This is a genomic window from Pseudomonas sp. KT_2_4 (assembly GCF_041410225.1).
GTDB lineage: Bacteria > Pseudomonadota > Gammaproteobacteria > Pseudomonadales > Pseudomonadaceae > Aquipseudomonas > Aquipseudomonas paracarnis.
Map to the genome: position 1 here is coordinate 104,485 of NZ_CP166962.1, position 17,850 is coordinate 122,334.

Genomic DNA, 17,850 nt, shown 5'->3' on the forward strand with positions numbered 1-17,850 from the left:
TCAGAAGGGTGACCGGCAATGTTGTGGGAAAGGGATACGGCGCGTTCAATTGGACGCAACGCTGAACGCGCCATTGGGGACAGCCATGTCTGATCACACCATCACGACAACGAACGCGCCGCCCTATCGATAAACGCAGCGACCTCTACCGGCCTGGACGCCAGGGAGGCGTGGCTGGCATCCAGGGTGATGGTTTCCCGGGTGCCTAGGCGTTTGGCCATGCGCACCTGGTTATCGGGATGGATCATGCGGTCCTGGCTCGAAATCTGGTACCAGGACGGTTTGTTCTTCCACGCCGGGTTGCTGATCACATCGCCAAAGGTGCTCGCTAGCGGAGCCTTTTGGGTGACGCCCATGACTTGACCTTCTTGCTGGGGCAGGTCCTGGCAGAAGCTGTCGTGGAACTGTTCAGGCTTGACCCACAGATAACCGTCGCTATCAGGCGCCAGGTTGGGGGCGGCTTCTGGCAGATGTTCCTGGGTGATGCCGCCTGGGCTTTCGCCGTCATCCGGGGCGAATGCCGCGATGTACACCAGGCCTGCGACATTCGGTTCATTACCCGCCTGAGTGATGACGGCGCCGCCATAGGAATGCCCCACCAACAACACCGGGCCTTTGATTTGCGCAACCATCTTGCGGGTACGCTCGGCATCGTCGGCCAGCGAGGTCAGCGGCATCTCCACCGCATGCAAATCGGTATAGCCCTTTTTGTGCAGCTCGATAATCACCCGGTTCCAGTGCGCCGCACCGCCCCAAAAACCATGGACCAAGACAATTGCCGGTTTCCCACTCATGTGTAAGTTCCTTGTGCGTTGATGAGGTGATGCTATCGCCCGCCAAAGGGCGGCGTTATGGATAACACAGTTATGGGTGCGATGGCGCGCGCGGGGGGTACGTTCGTCGGCCTGATTGCTGTCGTTGTTTAGAAATGTTTATGTGATTCAATGGTCATCTCGGCTTGCGCAGGAAGCGCATCAGCCGAGGCCATTTTGATCTTTCAAGAAATTCATCCCAAGGAGTAACACCATGCAAGGAAGCACATCGTTCAAGTACCTGGCGTTTTCGTTGATCCCGTTGATGGCCGCCTGTACCACGCCCACACGCCAGTCCGCCGTCCTCCCTGCGCCAGCCTTGCCGTTCGATAACTGCGCGGTTGGCTGCCCCACCGGCGGCAGCCCGGTGACGTTGAACCGCCAGGCCTACACGTTGAACAACAACGGTTCGACCAAGTTTGCCAATTGGGTGTCCTACAAGATCACCAAGGCCACGGCGGCCAGCGGGCGCTCCCGTGACTGGCGCACCGACCCGGATATTCCAGCCGGGGAAACCCTGGACCCGGTGGATTACAACGGCGCCAACGTCGCGCTCAAAATCGACCGTGGGCATCAGGCCAACCTGGCTTCGATGGCCGGGGTGGCCGATTGGCAAACGCTCAACTACTTGTCGAACATCACCCCGCAAAAGGCCGAGCTCAACCAGGGGCCCTGGGCGCGCCTGGAAGACCAGGAGCGCAACCTCAGCAAGGAGCCAGGCGTCGATCAGGTGTATGTGGCCACCGGGCCGCTGTATGAGCATTTTGTCGGCTCGTTGCCGGGCACGAACAAAGTGCACACCATCCCCAGTGGCTATTGGAAAATCATCGTGGTCGGCAGTTCGCCGGAAACGGGCCTGTACGCCTCATTCGTGATGAACCAGGAAACCCCCAAGGGCGCAGACTTCTGTGATTACCAGGTCACCGTGGATCACATCGAAGAGCGCTCCGGGCTGACGTTCTGGAGCACCTTGCCGCAAGCGCTGCAGGCCACGCTGAAGGCCAGACAGGGTCAGTTGCCGAGTCGGATCGGCTGTAGCCGAACCAAAGCCTGACGCCTAGTCGGCACACACCAACGAGGGCCTGCGGCTGTTGTTCTTGCCCAGGCGCTCATGCGTGGCGACGTCTGTGGCCTGTTCACGCAGTGCTTCTTCGAGCGCGTGCAGATGCTTGGAAAGGATTTTCACCGACCCACTCGGGTTGGCGGGGTCGAAGGGGATGCGGCCATTGGCAATCAGCACCATAGCCAGTTCCCAGGCGCGTTGTGAGTCGTTCATGACAGGGGTTCCTTCTTCAGCGTGATCGATATAGAGCTGTGACCCGCTGCCAACGCCCCGGTATCAACTGGGTTACTGCCGAAATTTCGATCATTTCAACGATTCAGTTGCGCTGAAACCATCATCTTTTTAGATGGTGGTCGAGACGTGTCGAAAGAATGAACCACCGCGGCGCGGTGGTCACCTAATCCGTATGAATCGGTCGTTTCCCATTCAATGATCCGAGGGGCAACCATGGACTCTGTACTGCGGGCTGTGGCGATTTACCTGGTGCTGCTGGTGCTGTTCAAAGTTGCCGGCAGGCGCACGCTGGCGGAGCTCACCACCTTTGACCTGGTGTTGTTGATGGTCATCGGCGAAGCCACCCAACAGGCGTTGCTGGGCGAAGATTTCTCGATGACCAACGCCGTGCTGGTCATCGCCACCCTCATTGCCATCGACATTGGCTTCTCGCTGGCCAAGCAGCGTTCAGCCTGGTTCGCACGGGTGCTCGATGGCGGGCCGACGGTGCTGGTCGAGCAAGGCCAGGTGCTGCATAAAAGGCTCAAGCATGCGCGCCTGGACGAGGGCGACATTCTTGAGGCGGCCCGGTCTACCCAAGGGCTTGTCGAACTCAAGCAGATCCGCTTCGCGATTCTTGAGCGCAACGGCAAGATTTCGGTGATCCCGTTTGAATAAAACGCGGCCCCATTCGTCAGCCAAGGGGCTATTTTTTGAACGCCAGCGCTTCTGTTCCAGACAGATAGATCATGGGCGGACGAATTCTGCTTTCGTCACGCCGATAACACACACTTGCCAACAGGTGAACGATCATGAAGAAGCTTTATATGTGCGTGGGCCTGTGCAGCGCGTTCCTGCTGCACGGCTGTTTTGACAACGCCGACAACGCCACTAAAGACAACAACAGTGGCACCGAGTCGTCGGTGCAGATGCAGGAAGGCAAGGCGGACGAGAGCAAATAGAGCGGCCTGCCAGCCGCCGCTTATATCATTGATGCTCATTGCCGAATGTGGGAGCTGGCTTGCCTGCGATAGCGGTGGTTCAGTTAACGATGCAGTGACTGACAGTCCGCCTTCGCGGGCAAGCCCGCTCCCACAGGGGACCTGTGCCAGGCGCTGATTTTGTGGGCAATGCATGGCCAGCGTGGGAGCTGGCTGGCCTGCGAATGGATCGACTCGGTTTACCTGATGAACCGAGGTGCTTGCATCGCAGGCAAGCCAGCTCCCACCGTTGATCGCGACCTATCAACGCATATGCAAAATAATCGGGCTACTGCTCGCAGGGTCAGTATGCCCGCGCAACTTGCCCACGGCCTTCGCATCGACCGCGCCGCCGTGGTTGCCCCAGGTACCGCGCACGTAGCTCAGCACGTCGGCGATTTCCTGGTCGGACAATTGCTCACGAAACGCGGGCATGCGGTAGGCGTCTGGCATCCCGGCGGTGACCACGCGTTGTGAGCCGTTGAGGGTGATGTTGATCGCGGAGGCGTTTTCCGTGGCTAGGGCCGAGGTGGCGCCGGCCAGGGGCGGCATCCAGTCGGGCTGGCCTTTGCCGTCGAGCCCATGGCAGGAGGCGCAGCGGGTGGCGTACGTGTGGGCACCGGGGACATCCGAGCGCGCCGTTACCGGCTGATATTGCCAAGGGCTGCCGTCACGCTGCGGGTCGCCGGGCAGTGACTTGAGGTAGCGAGCGATCGCGGCCAGGTCATCGTCCTGCATGAACTGCGTGGAGTTGTTGAAGGCCTCGGTCATCGACCCGTAGACCACGGCATGCTGGTTGCGACCGGTCTTGAGGAACTGCACGATCTGTTCCTCACTCCAGCGCCCCAGGCCGGTGTTGTGGTCCTGGCGCAAGCTGGGGGCGTACCAGCCGTCGAGCAGAGCACCGGCCAGGAACGGCGCGCCGGATTCGTCCAGGGCCTTTTCGTTGAACGCCAGCCCCCGAGGCGTGTGGCAACTGCCGCAGTGGCCGGGACCTTGGACGATATAGGCGCCCCGGTTCCATAGTGCGTCCTGGCCGGGCTTGGCGGCATAGGTCGCGGTCGGTGCAAACACACCGTTCCACAGGGCGATGGGCCAACGCAGGTTGAGCGGCCAGGGAATGTCGCTGGGGATATTAGGCTGGTTGGCCGGTTGCACGCCTTTCATGAAAAATGCGTACAGCGCCTGGATGTCATCGTCGCTGAGCTTCACATAAGACGGGTAGGGCATGGCCGGGTAGAGCCGTCGCCCGCCCGGTGCTACGCCGTGGCGTACGGCGCGGTCGAAGTCGGCCAGGCTATAGGCACCGATGCCATGCTCGCGGTCGGGGGTGACGTTCGTGGCGTGGATCGCCCCCAGCGGCGTGGCCATTTCCAGGCCCCCGGCGAAGGGCGTCTTGCCTGGCAGGCTGTGGCAGGCCACGCAGTCACTTACGCGGGCGACGTATTCGCCGCGGCTGACCAAGGCGGGGTCGAAACTCGTGGCCTGTTGCTGTTCAAAAGGCGAGGCAGGCTCGCGGGTGACATACCAGGCCAGCAGGCCGGCGGCGACCACGCAGGGCAGCACCAGCCACCCTGCGGTTCTTGCGAATCGGCGGTTATTCATGGGCATTCCCTGTCGGTTAGCTGAAGGTGTAACGGCTCAAAGGCAGACTGCGGATGCGTTGGCCGGTCAGCTGCGCCACGGCATTCGCCACGGCCGGGGCCACAGCCGGCAACGGCGGTTCGCCGATACCGCCCATTTTTTCTCCGCTCTCCACGATCTTCACGTGGACCTGCGCCATACGCGAAGGCGGCAGCACCGGATAAAGGTCGTAGTTGCGCGCCCGTGGCTTGCCATCCACGTACACCGCTTCCTCCAACAAGGTTTGCGACAGGCCCAAGGCCACGGCACCGTTGACCTGCGCCTCTACAATCGCCGGGTTGACGATGCTGCCCGGGTCAATCGCTTCCCAGATGTGATGAACCTTGACCTGACCGTTCTCGATCGACACCTCGGCCACCACCGCTGCATGGGAGCCAAACGGCGAGGCCATGGCTACGCCGCGTGCACGGCGGGTGCCGTCTTCGGCGGTGTAGGGCCCACGCTTCCAACCGCCAGACAGCTCGGCGGCCGCTTGCAGCAGGGTGGTCAGGCGCGGGTTGTCGCGCAGCAGGTGCAGGCGCAGTTCATAGGGATCATGGCCGCCTTTGTCGGCCAGTTCGTCCAGGAAGGCTTCGTAGAAAAAGTCATTGAGCGAGTTACCCACCGAGCGCCAGTAACCGAGCATAGCCGGACCTTTGACGTAGATCTGCGCAATGCGTTTGTTGGGGATCGCATAGCTCTTGCCCGACAAGCCTTCCAGGGCAGTAGGGTCGATAGCGTCGCCCTGTTTGCCGGCGATGGCTTCTGTGGGGCCTTCGGTGGCGCTGACCGCTTCGATGGCTACGGGCAGGCCTTTGTCATCCAGTGCGGCGCGGAACTTGACCACGGCGACGGGGCGCAATACATCGCGCACGAATTCTTCTTCACGGCTCCAGATCAGCTTGATCGGCCGGCCCACCGCCTTGGCCAACGCAATGGCTTGCGGGTAAGGGTTTGCCGAGTCATACAGGAAATGCCGGCCGAAAAAGCCGCCCAGCAACGGTGAGTGCAGGGTGATTTGCTCAGTGCTCAGGCCGGTGCGCTTGGCGATGTCGGCACGGAACATATCCGGCGCCTGGTTAGGCAGCCACACCTCCAGCGTGCCGTCGGGGTTAAAGCGTGCCAGGGCTGAAGGCGGTTCCAGCTGGGCATGGTTGAGGTACTGGTTGTGGTAGGTGGCTTCGACGCGGGTTTTGGCGCTGGCCAGTGCGCCGGCCACATCGCCTTCGTTTTCGTCATCGCGGGCCGGGCCTTGCTGGGCGGCGAGGAAGTCGCGGTACTTGTCGCTGGAAAAATCCGCCGGCATCGCCCGCACGGTGGAGTCGGCGGCGGCTTCAAGCCATTCGACCTGGATGGCTTCGACGGCCCGCTTGGCATGCCACCAACGCTCGGCTACCACGGCCACGGCGCCGGGCAGGGTGTGAACCGAATGCACGCCTTTCATGGCTTGCACCTGCGCCTGGTTGCGCAGGCTGCCCACGGTCATGCCCAGGCGTGGCGCATGCTGGACGGCAGCGTGGAGCATGCCGTCGATTTTCAGGTCGATGGTGTACTGCGCCTTGCCGGTGGATTTGTCATAGGCATCCAGGCGCTTGACCGGCTTGCCGATCCAGCGGAACTGGCTCGGGTCGCGCAGGGTGATGCTGGCCGGGTCGGGCACCGGCATATCCAGGGCGGCACCTGCCAGTTCGCCGTAGCCCAGGGAGCGGCCGGAAGCGGCGTGCACCACGCGACCGGGTTGTGTGGTCAGCTCGCTGAGCGGTACGCGCAGTTGCTCGGCGCCGGCTTGCATCAGCATCGCGCGGGCGAGGGCGCCGAGGCGGCGCATGGTCGGGTAGCTCATGCGCACCGACATACTGCCGCCGGTGATGCGCAGGCCATTTTCCATCACCACATAGGCTTCGCCGGGCGGGGCCGCTTCGACAATGAACGTGGCCGGGTCGGCATCCAATTCTTCACCGACGATCTGCGCCATGGCGGTGTGAGTGCCTTGGCCGCCTTCCATGAAGGGGCTGAGCAGGCGCACGCTGCCGTCGGGGCGAATTTCCAGGAAGGCGGGTACTTGAGTGCCGCGTTCAGCGGCGGCGCCGGTCGCGGCTTGCACGCGGGAGGTGCCCAGTGGCAAGCCGAAACCGATCACCAACGCGCCCACCGCGGTGCTGGCCAGGAAGCGGCGACGGGACAGGTTGATCGGTTCGCCCAGGGTCACGCCGGGAATGATCTCGTTGGTGTTCATCAGGCGGTCTCCTTCCCGGCGGCCAAGGCATCCATGGCGGCATGGATCGCGTTGTAGGTGCCGCAACGGCAGAGGTTGACCATCGCCGCGTCGATCTGCGCCTTGGTCGGCGCGGGGGTGTGCTTGAGCAGCGCCGTGGCCGCCATCACCTGCCCGGACTGGCAGTAACCGCATTGCGCTACTTGATGTTCGACCCAGGCCGCCACCACACGCTTGCCCACGTCATCGGCCTCGACGGCCTCGATGGTGGTGATCTCGCGACCGACCACGCCGGCCACGGGCGTCACGCAGGCGCGCACCACATTGCCGTCCACCAGCACCGAACAGGCGCCGCACTGGGCCAGGCCGCAGCCGTATTTGGTGCCGGTCATGCCCAGGTTATCGCGGATCACCCACAACAACGGGGTGTCGGCTTCGGCATCGACCTGATAGGCCTTTTGGTTGATACGTAATTCCATGCGGGCTCACCTGCTGATCATCGGTTGGTGGTGCTGAGTTCTTATAGGAGCGGTGCGACTGGAAGTCGCCCATCGTCGAACTCTAGACCAACGCGCAAGGGCTATCTATCCGATTGCCCTCAAGTTCAGAGGATCAGGCAAGTATTTGACAGGATTAGGCCTGCGCTCCCATCTATTGGAACCCGCCCGACAGCTGCGCCTTCAAGTAGGCTACCAACGCACTCACCGATTTGGGCACATGGGGTGAGTAGGGCCGAATCAGGTAAATCTCATCGGCAAATGCGCCTTTGAGTGTCCAGTCCTTCAATACCTGCACCACCTTGCCAGCGGCCAGCGCCGCCTGGGCGCTGAAGTCCGGGAGCAGGGCGATGCCCAGGTGGTTGAGTGCGGCGTCGCGCAAGGCTTCGCTGTTATTAGTGGCGAAGCTGCCGGCGATAGGCACGGTGAGGCGCTCGAGGGGCTGGCTGCCGCGTTCAAAGGTCCAGGCGGGCTGGTCGGTGCCGCGTGGGTAAAACAGGCAGTTGTGGGCCGACAGGTCGCCCGGCTCGCGGGGTTCACCGTGGTGTTGCAGGTAGTCATGGGTGGCGACCAGTACCGAGTTGGTGTCGCACAGCTTCCAGGCCACGTGGGTTTCGGGCACCTGGAAGCCGTGGCGCACCGCCAGGTCGTAACCCTCGGCGGCCAATGAGCTCAAGGCATCGGAGACGTCCAATTGGATACGCACCTGAGGGTACAGCTGCAAAAAGCCGGACAGGTGCGGCACCAATTGTTGCCGGGCGAACGCCACGGGGGCGGTCAGGCGCAGCAGCCCGCGTATTTCCCCGACCGAGTCGCGCACCGAGGAAAAACTGCGGGCGATCTGCGCGTAGGCGCTGCGTACTTCGCGGGTCAACGACAGCCCCGCATCGGTCAGCCGCACGCTGCGGGTGGTGCGCGTCACCAGCCGCGTGCCGGTGGCCTTTTCCAGGTCGGAAATGCGCTGGCTCACCGCCGATTTACTCACCCCCAGGCGCGCGGCGGCAGCGGTGTAGGTGCCTTGTTCCTCCAGCACTGACAGCCAGTGAATGTGGGTCCACAACCCTTCGATCTCAGCCTTTTCCATGGGTGTATTGTTCGCATATAAGGACAATAAGTTCTGGATTCTGCTCTGGTTCGGAACAAAGCGAAAGCCTATCGTGTGGACCAACGCCACCCATCTGGATCGACTGCCATGACTGCAACCATCGAGCACTACATCAACGACCAGCGCGTCAGCCGCGATGACCGTTATCAGGACGTCTACAACCCGGCCACCGGTGAAGTCACCGCCCGTGTGGCCCTGGCCAGCCGCCAGACCGTGGCCGAAGCCGTCGCCGCCGCCCAGGCTGCGTTTGCCGGCTGGGCCGACACCCCGCCGATCCGTCGCGCCCGCGTGTTGTTCCAATACCTGCACCTGCTGCGCGAACGCAAGGACGACCTGGCGCGCATCATCGTCGCCGAGCACGGCAAGGTGTTCACCGATGCCCAGGGCGAAGTCGACCGTGGCATCGACATTCTCGAATTTGCCTGCGGCATTCCCAACCTGCTCAAGGGCGAACACTCCGACCAGGTCTCCCGTGGCATGGACAACTGGACGATGCGCCAGCCGCTGGGCGTGGTCGCCGGCGTGACGCCGTTCAACTTCCCGGTGATGGTACCGATGTGGATGTACCCCATCGCTATTGCGGCGGGTAACACCTTTATCCTCAAGCCCAGCCCGACTGACCCGAGCGCGTCGCTGTTCATGGCCGAGTTGCTGCATGAAGCCGGCCTGCCCAAAGGCGTGTTCAATGTGGTGCAGGGTGATAAAGAGTCGGTGGACGCGCTGATCGAACACCCGGACGTCAAGGCCGTGAGCTTCGTCGGCTCCACGCCGATTGCCCAATACATCTACGAGAGCGGCGCCCGCAACGGCAAGCGCGTGCAAGGCCTGGGCGGGGCGAAAAACCATATGGTGGTGATGCCCGACGCCGATATCGAACGCACCGTGGATGCGCTGATGGGCGCCGCCTACGGCAGTGCCGGCGAGCGCTGCATGGCGATCTCGGTGGCGGTGCTGGTGGGTGATGTGGGCGACAAGGTGATCGCCGCTTTGACCGAACGCGCCAAGTTGCTGCGCATCACCGATGGCCGCGATCTCAAAGCCGAGATGGGCCCGATCGTGTCGCGGGCCGCGCTGGAACGCATCAGTGGCTACATTGAGCAGGGTGTACACGCCGGCGCGCAGTTGCTGCTCGATGGCCGTGACTACGTGCCCACCGAACCCGGCCTGGAAAACGGCTTCTGGCTCGGCGCGACCTTGTTCGACCACGTGACCCAGGACATGAGCATCTACCGCGAAGAAATCTTCGGCCCGGTGTTGGCCTGTGTGCGCGTCAACGACTTTGCCGAAGCGGTGAAGTTGGTCAACGACCACGAGTTTGGCAACGGCGTCAGTTGCTTCACTCGCGATGGCAACATTGCTCGTGAGTTTGCGCGGCGTATCGAGGTGGGCATGGTCGGTATCAACGTGCCGATCCCGGTGCCCATGGCCTGGCACGGGTTTGGTGGCTGGAAGAAGAGCCTGTTCGGTGACATGCATGCCTACGGCACCGAGGGTGTGCGCTTCTACACCAAGCAGAAGTCGATCATGCAACGCTGGTCGGAGAGCATCGAGCAGGGCGCGGAGTTTGCAATGCCGGTGTCCAAGTAAGGTTTAAGCTGTGCTGCTGGATCTGATGTGGGAAGGCTCAAGCCCTCCCACATTTTTTTTGCCTGTTGACGGTGAAACACATAAAAGTCCAGTATGGAATTATAAGTACAAAATAGCTGCTGCACGTTTTTCTTCACTCTTGCCAAACCAACAACAACTTGCGAGAACCCCTCCATGAAGAAACGCCATCTCCTTCCCGCCCTGGCCCTGAGCCTGTTTGCTTCCAGCCACCTGCTGGCCGCCGAGAAAACCCTGCGTATCGGTATCGAGGCGGCTTACCCCCCGTTCGCCTCCAAGACCGGTGACGGCAAGATCGTCGGTTTCGACTACGACATCGGCAACGCCCTGTGCGCGCAAATGAAGGTCAAGTGCGTGTGGATCGAAGGGGAGTTCGACGGGCTGATTCCGTCCCTCAAGGTCAAGAAGATCGACATGGCGTTGTCGTCCATGACCATCAACGAAGACCGCAAGAAGTCGGTGGATTTCACCCACAAGTACTACTTCACCTCGTCGCGCCTGGTGATGAAGGACGGCGCCGTGGTGGATGACCAGTACGCCAGCCTCAAGGGCAAGAACGTCGGTGTACAGCGCGCCACCACCACCGACCGCTATGCCACCGAGGTGTTCGAACCCAAGGGCATCAACGTCAAGCGCTACAGCAACAACGAAGAAATCTACATGGACCTGGCAGCGGGGCGCCTGGATGCGATCTTTGCCGACACCATCCCCCTGAGCGACTTTCTGTCGATGCCGCGCGGGCAGGGTTATGCCTTTGTCGGCCCGGAGCTCAAGGACCCGAAATACGTGGGCGAGGGCTCGGGGATTGCCGTGCGCAAAGGCAATACAGCGTTGGTCAGCGAATTGAACGCGGCCATCGACGGCATTCGCGCCAGTGGCGAATACCAGAAGATTTCACAGCAATACTTCAAGGCCGATATCTACGGCGACTGATCCAAGGAAATACGCGTTCAATGTGGGAGCTGTCGAGCTTTAGCGAGGCTGCGAAAGCGGTGGGTCAGGCAATGAAAATGTTGACCTTGCCGGCCCCTTCGCAGCCTCGCCGGGGCTCGACAGCTCCCACAGGGATCGGCGTTGTCGTCAGAAAGGGGTCAGCCCTTGAGTTCTTTCAAATGCTTGTAGACCGTCGCCCGGCCCATACCCAGCACATTGGCCACATAGTTGGAGGCGCTCTTGCCCTTGAATGCCCCCTCGGCATGCAGCGCCAGCACCAGTTCGCGTTTGTGGTCGCGGGTCAACAGGTTCAGGCTCAACTGACGCTCGCGCAGCCAGGCATGCAGAAAGGTGTTGATGCGTTCCTGCCAGTCATCACGGAACAGCGCGTCCGGCTGTGCGATCAGCTTGCTTGGCGACAGGAATAAATCCAGCGCCGCCTTGGCTGTTTCGAACATTGAAATATTCAGGTTGATGCACAACACAGCCAGCCTGCGCCCTTTGTGGTCGTGCAGCACGGTGCTCAGGCTGCGGATTTTCTGGCCATCCCAGTTGAGCTTTTCGTAAGGGCCGATATTCACCTCGCTGACGTCACCGTCGAGCATGTCCTCCAGGGACGAGTCGTCACCCAGGCTGCGTTTGGACAGGTTATTGGCGATGTAATCCACGGTTTGCGTGCGCAGGTCATGCAACACCACTTCCGCATGGGGAAAGAACAGCGTGGCGATTGCATCGGCAATCGCGCGGAAGTTCTGCATGACCTTGTCTTGTTCGGCGGTGTTCATCAATGGGGCTCCAGGCGGACCGGGGAGAGCATACCAGCGTCCAGCCCGAACCGGGTCAGTGCCTCCGGCAGCGGTTCGCCGCGCACCAGGGCGGCGCTTGCCTGGCCCATGGCGGGTGAGGTCTGGATACCATAGCCGCCTTGCGCTGCCACCCAGAACAGTCCCGGTACTTGCGGGTCAAAGCCCGACAGTAAATCACCGTCCTGCACAAAACTGCGCAGCCCGGCCCAGGTGCGCGTGGGGCGGCGGATGGTCAGGGTGGTGGCTTCCTCGATCTGGTAAATGCCCATGGCAATATCCAGCTCTTCGGGTTGCACATCCTGGGGTTCTACCGGGTCGGCGTTGGCCGGCGAGCCGAGGAACATGCCGGCATCCGGTTTCATGTAGAACGCTTCGTCGAGGGCCACCAGCATCGGCCAGTCGTGGCTGTCCATGCCCTCGGGACCAGCAAAGACAAAGGCCGAGCGGCGCTTGGGCTGCAAGCCGATGGACGCTGCGCCCGCCAGCCCGCCGATATGGTCGGCCCAGGCACCGGCGGCGTTGATGATGACCGGCGCGCTGAAGATTGCAGCCTGGGTGCGCACCTGCCACAAGCCATCGGCGTCGCGGCTCAAGCCCAGCACATGGCTGTCGGTGCGCACTTCGCCCTGGTTGCGGCGGATACCGCGCAGGTAGCCTTGATGCAGGGCGTCGGTGTCGATGTCACAGGCGGTAGGGTCGTAGATTGCCCCGTGGACTTTTTCACGGCGCAGGATCGGCAAGCGTGCACAGGCTTCATCGACCGTCAGGCGCTGCACCTGCGCCACGGTGGCCTTGGCGCTCAGGTACTGGCTGTCGAGTTCGGCCGGGTCACCGTTGAAATCCACGGTCATTTCGCCCCGGGGCGTCAGCAGTGGGTGTTCGCAAAAGCCTGCGGGTGGCTGGTCGAAGAAGGCCCGGCTGGCCAAGGTCAGCGCCCGCACTTGCGGGGTGCCATACGCGGCGGTGTAGAGCGCCGCCGAACGCCCGGTGGAGTGATAGGCCGGGTGATTTTCACGCTCCAGCACCAGAACCTTGCCGTGCTGCGACAACCAGAACCCGGTGGACGCGCCGGCGATGCCGCCGCCGATAATGATGAAGTCTGCCTGGTGCATAACACTCTCCTGATTAGCGTTGGCGTTGGTACAGGGCATTGGCCAGTGCGATGTCTTCCAGGCCCAGGCCGATGGAGCGGAAAAAGACGTGACGATCGTAGTCGGGGCGTTGGGCCATGTCGCTGAACAATTCGGGCAGGTCGCCGACAATCGTACGTTTGTCCCAGCCGTGCCGCTCGCTGGCGATCAGCATCTCACCGGCCGAATCCGGGGTGGTCTGGCGGTAGTCGCAGAACACGTGCATCTGGTTAAGGCAGTGCGGCGGCACTTCATGGGCACGCGGTGCGTTGGTGCTGATGGAGGTGATCAGCGCGGGTTTGCTCAGGCGCGAGGGGTCGATGACCGGCCCGGCGGACGAGGTGCACAGCAGGATCACATCCGCGTCTTCCAGGGCGGCTTCACAACTTGCGGCGAGGCTCAGGCGCGGGTCCAGGCTGGCCAACTGCGCACGCGTTTCGGCGCTGGCGCTGCCCAGGCTTGGCGAGTACAGGCGGATTTGCTGCCAGTCGCGCAGGTTCTGCACATAATGCAGGTGCGCCTGGGCGACCTTGCCGCTGCCGATGATCGCCAGGCGTTGCGCCGCCGCCGGGGCCAGCGCATCTACCGCCAAGGCCGTGGTGGCGGCGGTGCGTGCGGTGGTCAATTCAGCAGCATCGCACAACAGCAACGGCTGGCCGCTGTGCATCGACATCAACAGGGTCCAGGCCGTCACCAGGGGGCCTTGTTCACGCACGATGTAGGGCGAAGTCTTGACCCCATACACCCCGTCTTCGGCCAATACGCCCAGGTAGTTGATGAAGTCCCCGGCGCCATCGGGAAACGCCACCAGCTGTTGCGCCGGCTGCACCGCTTGCCCGGCAGCGAGGTCGCGGAACAGTTTGCGCAGGATCAAAGGCACGTCGATTTGAGCCAGCAAGGTACGGGCCTGGGCCTGGTCGATAACGAGGGGCGTCGTGGACATGGGGCTCTCCGGATAAACTAATTTGTCCATTATGGACTTTTAGTTTTTATCCGCAATAACCGGAGGGAAAAATCAGATCAATGTGGAGGGAGCCATGAAGATCAAATGTGGGAGCTGGCTTGCCTGCGATAGCGGTGTGTCAGTCGGTCCATCAGGTGGCTGACCCGCCGCTATCGCAGGCAAGCCAGCTCCCACAGGTAATCGATGATGTTCTGGAGGACGAGTTACCGCCTGCCCGAGCGCGTGCTCACATCCACCCACACCGCCAGCACCAAAATGCTGCCCTTGACGATCATCTGCCAGTAGCTGTCCACATCCAGCATCGACATGCCATTGTCCAGGCTGGTAATCACCAGCGCCCCCAGCAACGCGCCATACACCGTGCCCGACCCACCGCGCATCGAAGTGCCGCCAATAAAGCACGCGGCGATGGCGTCGAGTTCGCCCATGTTACCCGCCGACGGTGAGCCCGCCGCGAGGCGCGCGGTGTTGACCAGGCCGGCGAGGGCGCACATCACGCCCATGATGCCGAAGATCCACAGTTTCACCGCTTGCACATTGATGCCCGACAGCCGCGTGGCCTCCATATTGCTGCCCACCGCATACACCCGGCGGCCGAACACAGTCTGGTGCGTGACATAGCTGAACACCCCCAGCAGCGCCAGCAACAGCAGCACCGGCACGGGGATGCCGTCGTAGCGGTTGAGGGTGGTGACAAAGCCTGCGAGCACCGCGCCAATCAGCACCACGCGCAGTGCATCGCGCAGCCGTGAATGCGCGGCCAACCCATGCAGCGCACGGTTGCGCCGTTGTTTCCAGGTGAGGAACAGTGTCAGGGCAAACAACAATACGCCAAGCCCGATGCCGACGTTGTGGGGCAAATACCCCTGGCCCACATACACCAGCGACGGCGACACCGGCGCAATGGTGGTGCCGCCGGTAATCCCCAGCAGAATCCCGCGAAACGCCAACATTCCGCCCAGGCCGACGATGAACGAGGGGATGCGCAGGTAAGCGGTCATGTAGCCGTTGGCCAAGCCGATCATCAAGCCGCACAGCGCCACCAGGCTCAGGTTGGCCAATAGCGGCACGTGATAGACCACATCCAGAATCGCCGCCAGCCCGCCCAACAGCCCGAGCAACGAGCCCACCGACAAGTCGATCTCGCCGCTGATAATCACCAGCACCATGCCGCACGCCAATATCCCGGTGATCGACATCTGCCGCAGCAGGTTGGAGAGGTTGCGCGGGGTGAGAAAACCACCCTCGGTCTGCCAACTGAAAAACAACCAGATGAACGCCACGGCGATCACCAGCGCGAGCATCTTGTAGCGGGTAAAAAGGTGTTTGACCTGATTCATCTACGCGGTCTTCCGATTGTTATTGTTTTGGCTGAGCGCAGCGGCGAGCACCTGTTCCTGGGTGAGCCCGTCATTGATGAAATCCCCGCGCAACTGGCCGTCACCAATTACCAGTACGCGGTTGGACACGCCGAGCACTTCGGCCAATTCCGAGGACACCATGATGATCGACACGCCTTCGGCCGCCAACGCGCCCATCAGTTTGTAGATCTCGTACTTGGCCCCAACGTCCACGCCACGTGTAGGTTCGTCGAGGATCAGCACCTTGGGCTGGGTCATCAGCATTTTCGCCAGCACGGCCTTTTGCTGGTTGCCGCCTGAGAGGCTGGTGATCGGCAGCGACGGGCTGGCGGTCTTGAGGTGCATGCGGCTTATTTGCTGGTCGATGCTGCCCAGTTCGGCCTCGGCGTTGATGCGGGTCAGGTGCGCGTAGGTGTCCAGCACCGCCAGGGTGATGTTCTGGCCCACGCCCAGGTCGGGGATGATGCCTTGGCGCTTGCGATCTTCGGGCACCATGCACAGCCCGGCGCGGATCGACTTGAGCGGCGTGCGCGTGTCGATCACCTGACCCTCCAGCCACACCTCGGCGCTGTAGCGCCCGGGGTAGGCGCCGAACAGCGCCGACACCAACTCCGTGCGCCCGGCCCCCACCAAGCCGGCGATGCCAAGGATTTCACCGCGCCTGAGCACGAAGGAGATGTCGTCGACGCGCTTGCGCTTGGGGTTGTCGACGTCGTAGCAGGTGACGTTACGAGCTTCAAAGATAACTTCGCCCACCTCATGGGGCTCGGTGGGGTAGAGGTTGCTCATTTCGCGGCCGACCATCTGCGTGATGATCCGGGGGATGTCCATGTCGGCCATGGCGGTGGTCGCGATGTGCTTGCCGTCGCGAATTACTGCAATGGTGTCGCACACCGCCGCCACTTCATCGAGCTTGTGCGAGATATACACACAGGCCACGCCCTTGGCCTTGAGGCCCCGGACAATGTCCAGCAGCACCTCGATTTCGCCACGGGTCAGGGCCGAGGAGGGCTCGTCGAGGATCAACAGGCGCGCCTGTTTATTCAGCGCCTTGGCGATCTCCACCAATTGCTGGTAGCCGCCGCCATACTGCGACACCGGCAGCGCCACATTCATGTCCGGCACCTTGAGTTCACGCATCAACGCCTCGGCGCGGTGCAACATCGCCGGGTAGTTCATGCGCCCACCGGGCAGGGTCAGTTCATGGCCCATGAAAATGTTCTCGGCCACCGACAGGTCGGGCACCAGGGTCAGTTCCTGATGAATGATGACAATCCCGGCCGCCTCGGTTTCGCGGATGGACTGGGCCTTGAGCGGCTGCCCATCCCAGACGATTTCCCCCTCCCAAGTGCCGTGCGGGTACACCGCCGACAGCACCTTCATCAAGGTGGATTTACCCGCACCGTTTTCACCGCACAGGCCCACACACTCCCCAGGTTTGACCTTGATGTCGATGCCGTTAAGGGCGTTGACACCGCCAAAGCTTTTGACGATGCCGTTCATTTGCAGCAGGTAATCGGCGGCCACGGTCATTGCCCGGCGATCTGCTCTTTGGTGTAGAAACCGTCCTTTTCCAACAGGTCGATGTTGGCTTTGGTCAACGGCGTCGGCGTAAGCAGGATGGTGTCGACCTTCTTGCTGCCATTGTCGTATTGCGAGCTGTAGGTCGGCTGTTCGCTGCGTGCCAACTGCACCGAAAGTTTGGCCGCTTCGGTGGCGATCAGCTTGAGCGGTTTGTACACGGTCATGGTCTGGGTGCCATCGATCACGCGCTTGATCGCCGCGAGGTCAGCGTCCTGGCCGGAGATCGGTACCTTGCCCGCCAGTTTCTGCGCGGCCAGGGCCTGGATCGCACCGCCGGCGGTGGCGTCGTTGGAGGCGACGATGGCGTCGATCTTGTTGTCGTTACGGGTCAGGGCGTTTTCGACAATGCTCAAGGCCTCGGTGGGGTTCCATTCCTTGACCCATTGCTGGCCGACGATCTTGATATCGCCTTTGTCGATGGCCGGTTGCAGCACCTTCATCTGACCTTCGCGCAGCACCTTGGCGTTGTTGTCCGTCGGCGCGCCGCCCAGCAGGAAGTAATTGCCCTTGGGCGCCGCTTGCAACACGCCGCTGGCCTGCATCTCGCCGACTTTTTCGTTATCGAAGGAAATATAGGCGTCGACGTCGGCATTGAGGATCAGGCGATCATAGGACACCACCTTGATCCCGGCCTTCTTGGCTTCAGCCACTGCGTTGGTCAGCACCGTGGCGTTGAACGGCACGATCACGATCACATCGACGCCACGGGAGATGAGGTTTTCGATCTGGGCAATCTGCTTCTGTTCGTTGGCATCGGCAGACTGCACGAACACCTTCGCATCGAGCTTTTGCGCGGCGGCGACAAAGTAATCACGGTCGCGAGACCAGCGCTCCAGGCGCAGGTCGTCGATGGAAAAACCGATTTTGGGGTGCGCAGGGTCGGCCATCACCGGCAGGGCGAGCAGTGCCAGGGCTGCGGCGAGCAGGGCAGGTTTGAATGACTTCATGGTGGTGCGTCC

General features: G+C 62.0%; 17 protein-coding genes. 5 read left to right on the top strand and 12 right to left on the bottom strand.

The window, feature by feature from the left end; genetic code table 11:
* Positions 1-101 precede the first annotated feature (101 nt).
* Entirely contained in the window at positions 102-794 is a 693-nt protein-coding gene (locus AB9N64_RS00505) for an alpha/beta hydrolase (protein WP_038449779.1), read from the bottom strand.
* 232 nt (positions 795-1,026) lie between these two features.
* Here AB9N64_RS00505 and AB9N64_RS00510 point away from each other — a divergent pair, with 232 nt between their 5' ends.
* Positions 1,027-1,866 carry a DNA/RNA non-specific endonuclease gene (locus tag AB9N64_RS00510; protein WP_371359838.1) on the top strand — a complete coding sequence of 280 codons (840 nt, stop codon included), beginning with the start codon at positions 1,027-1,029 and terminating at the stop codon, positions 1,864-1,866.
* Positions 1,867-1,869: 3 nt separating this feature from the next.
* Here AB9N64_RS00510 and AB9N64_RS00515 read toward each other — a convergent pair whose 3' ends face one another.
* The gene (locus tag AB9N64_RS00515) at positions 1,870-2,088 is read right to left on the bottom strand and encodes a hypothetical protein (RefSeq protein WP_038449783.1); all 219 of its coding nucleotides are present in this window, start codon (positions 2,086-2,088) and stop codon (positions 1,870-1,872) included.
* A gap of 234 nt (positions 2,089-2,322) precedes the next feature.
* On the opposite strand from AB9N64_RS00515, the gene AB9N64_RS00520 reads away from it, so the two are divergent.
* Positions 2,323-2,766, top strand: coding sequence for a DUF421 domain-containing protein (locus tag AB9N64_RS00520; RefSeq protein WP_014718042.1), 444 nt, complete (start codon positions 2,323-2,325; stop codon positions 2,764-2,766).
* A gap of 134 nt (positions 2,767-2,900) precedes the next feature.
* Entirely contained in the window at positions 2,901-3,050 is a 150-nt protein-coding gene (locus tag AB9N64_RS00525; RefSeq protein WP_014718043.1) for a hypothetical protein, read from the top strand.
* Between the two features lie 282 nt (positions 3,051-3,332).
* On the opposite strand, the gene AB9N64_RS00530 is transcribed toward AB9N64_RS00525, so the two are convergent.
* The 4 genes from AB9N64_RS00530 to AB9N64_RS00545 all read right to left on the bottom strand — a co-directional run bounded on the left by AB9N64_RS00530 (position 3,333) and on the right by AB9N64_RS00545 (position 8,487).
* Entirely contained in the window at positions 3,333-4,673 is a 1,341-nt protein-coding gene (locus AB9N64_RS00530) for a cytochrome c (RefSeq protein ID WP_032905029.1), read from the bottom strand.
* A 16-nt stretch (positions 4,674-4,689) separates the two neighbouring features.
* A complete protein-coding gene (locus tag AB9N64_RS00535) occupies positions 4,690-6,927 on the bottom strand; it encodes a molybdopterin cofactor-binding domain-containing protein (RefSeq protein WP_032903499.1) in 2,238 nt (745 codons plus the stop codon).
* Positions 6,927-7,385, bottom strand: a complete 459-nt coding sequence (locus tag AB9N64_RS00540; protein ID WP_014718046.1) for a (2Fe-2S)-binding protein — start codon at positions 7,383-7,385, stop codon at positions 6,927-6,929. Before AB9N64_RS00540 ends, AB9N64_RS00535 begins: the two co-directional genes overlap by 1 nt.
* Positions 7,386-7,557: 172 nt before the next feature.
* On the bottom strand, positions 7,558-8,487 hold the full coding sequence (locus AB9N64_RS00545; RefSeq protein ID WP_323556247.1) for a LysR family transcriptional regulator: 930 nt from the start codon (positions 8,485-8,487) through the stop codon (positions 7,558-7,560).
* 108 nt (positions 8,488-8,595) lie between these two features.
* Here AB9N64_RS00545 and AB9N64_RS00550 point away from each other — a divergent pair, with 108 nt between their 5' ends.
* The gene (locus AB9N64_RS00550) at positions 8,596-10,095 is read left to right on the top strand and encodes a CoA-acylating methylmalonate-semialdehyde dehydrogenase (protein WP_060767473.1); all 1,500 of its coding nucleotides are present in this window, start codon (positions 8,596-8,598) and stop codon (positions 10,093-10,095) included.
* Positions 10,096-10,269: 174 nt separating this feature from the next.
* On the top strand, positions 10,270-11,046 hold the full coding sequence (locus AB9N64_RS00555) for an ABC transporter substrate-binding protein (RefSeq protein WP_060767472.1): 777 nt from the start codon (positions 10,270-10,272) through the stop codon (positions 11,044-11,046).
* 158 nt (positions 11,047-11,204) lie between these two features.
* Here the strand turns inward: AB9N64_RS00555 and AB9N64_RS00560 are convergent, their stop codons facing one another.
* The 6 genes from AB9N64_RS00560 to xylF all read right to left on the bottom strand — a co-directional run bounded on the left by AB9N64_RS00560 (position 11,205) and on the right by xylF (position 17,838).
* Positions 11,205-11,831, bottom strand: a complete 627-nt coding sequence (locus AB9N64_RS00560) for a transcriptional regulator (protein WP_003190517.1) — start codon at positions 11,829-11,831, stop codon at positions 11,205-11,207.
* Positions 11,831-12,964 carry an FAD-binding oxidoreductase gene (locus AB9N64_RS00565; protein WP_019817277.1) on the bottom strand — a complete coding sequence of 378 codons (1,134 nt, stop codon included), beginning with the start codon at positions 12,962-12,964 and terminating at the stop codon, positions 11,831-11,833. Before AB9N64_RS00565 ends, AB9N64_RS00560 begins: the two co-directional genes overlap by 1 nt.
* Before the next feature lie 13 nt (positions 12,965-12,977).
* A complete protein-coding gene (locus AB9N64_RS00570; protein ID WP_371359839.1) occupies positions 12,978-13,925 on the bottom strand; it encodes an ornithine cyclodeaminase family protein in 948 nt (315 codons plus the stop codon).
* Positions 13,926-14,149: 224 nt separating this feature from the next.
* Entirely contained in the window at positions 14,150-15,286 is a 1,137-nt protein-coding gene (locus AB9N64_RS00575; RefSeq protein ID WP_014718057.1) for a sugar ABC transporter permease, read from the bottom strand.
* A complete protein-coding gene (gene xylG, locus AB9N64_RS00580; protein WP_137271292.1) occupies positions 15,287-16,840 on the bottom strand; it encodes a D-xylose ABC transporter ATP-binding protein in 1,554 nt (517 codons plus the stop codon).
* A complete protein-coding gene (gene xylF / locus AB9N64_RS00585; RefSeq protein ID WP_019817280.1) occupies positions 16,837-17,838 on the bottom strand; it encodes a D-xylose ABC transporter substrate-binding protein in 1,002 nt (333 codons plus the stop codon). The genes xylG and xylF overlap by 4 nt, the downstream gene beginning before the upstream one ends.
* Between the last annotated feature and the right edge of the window lie 12 nt (positions 17,839-17,850).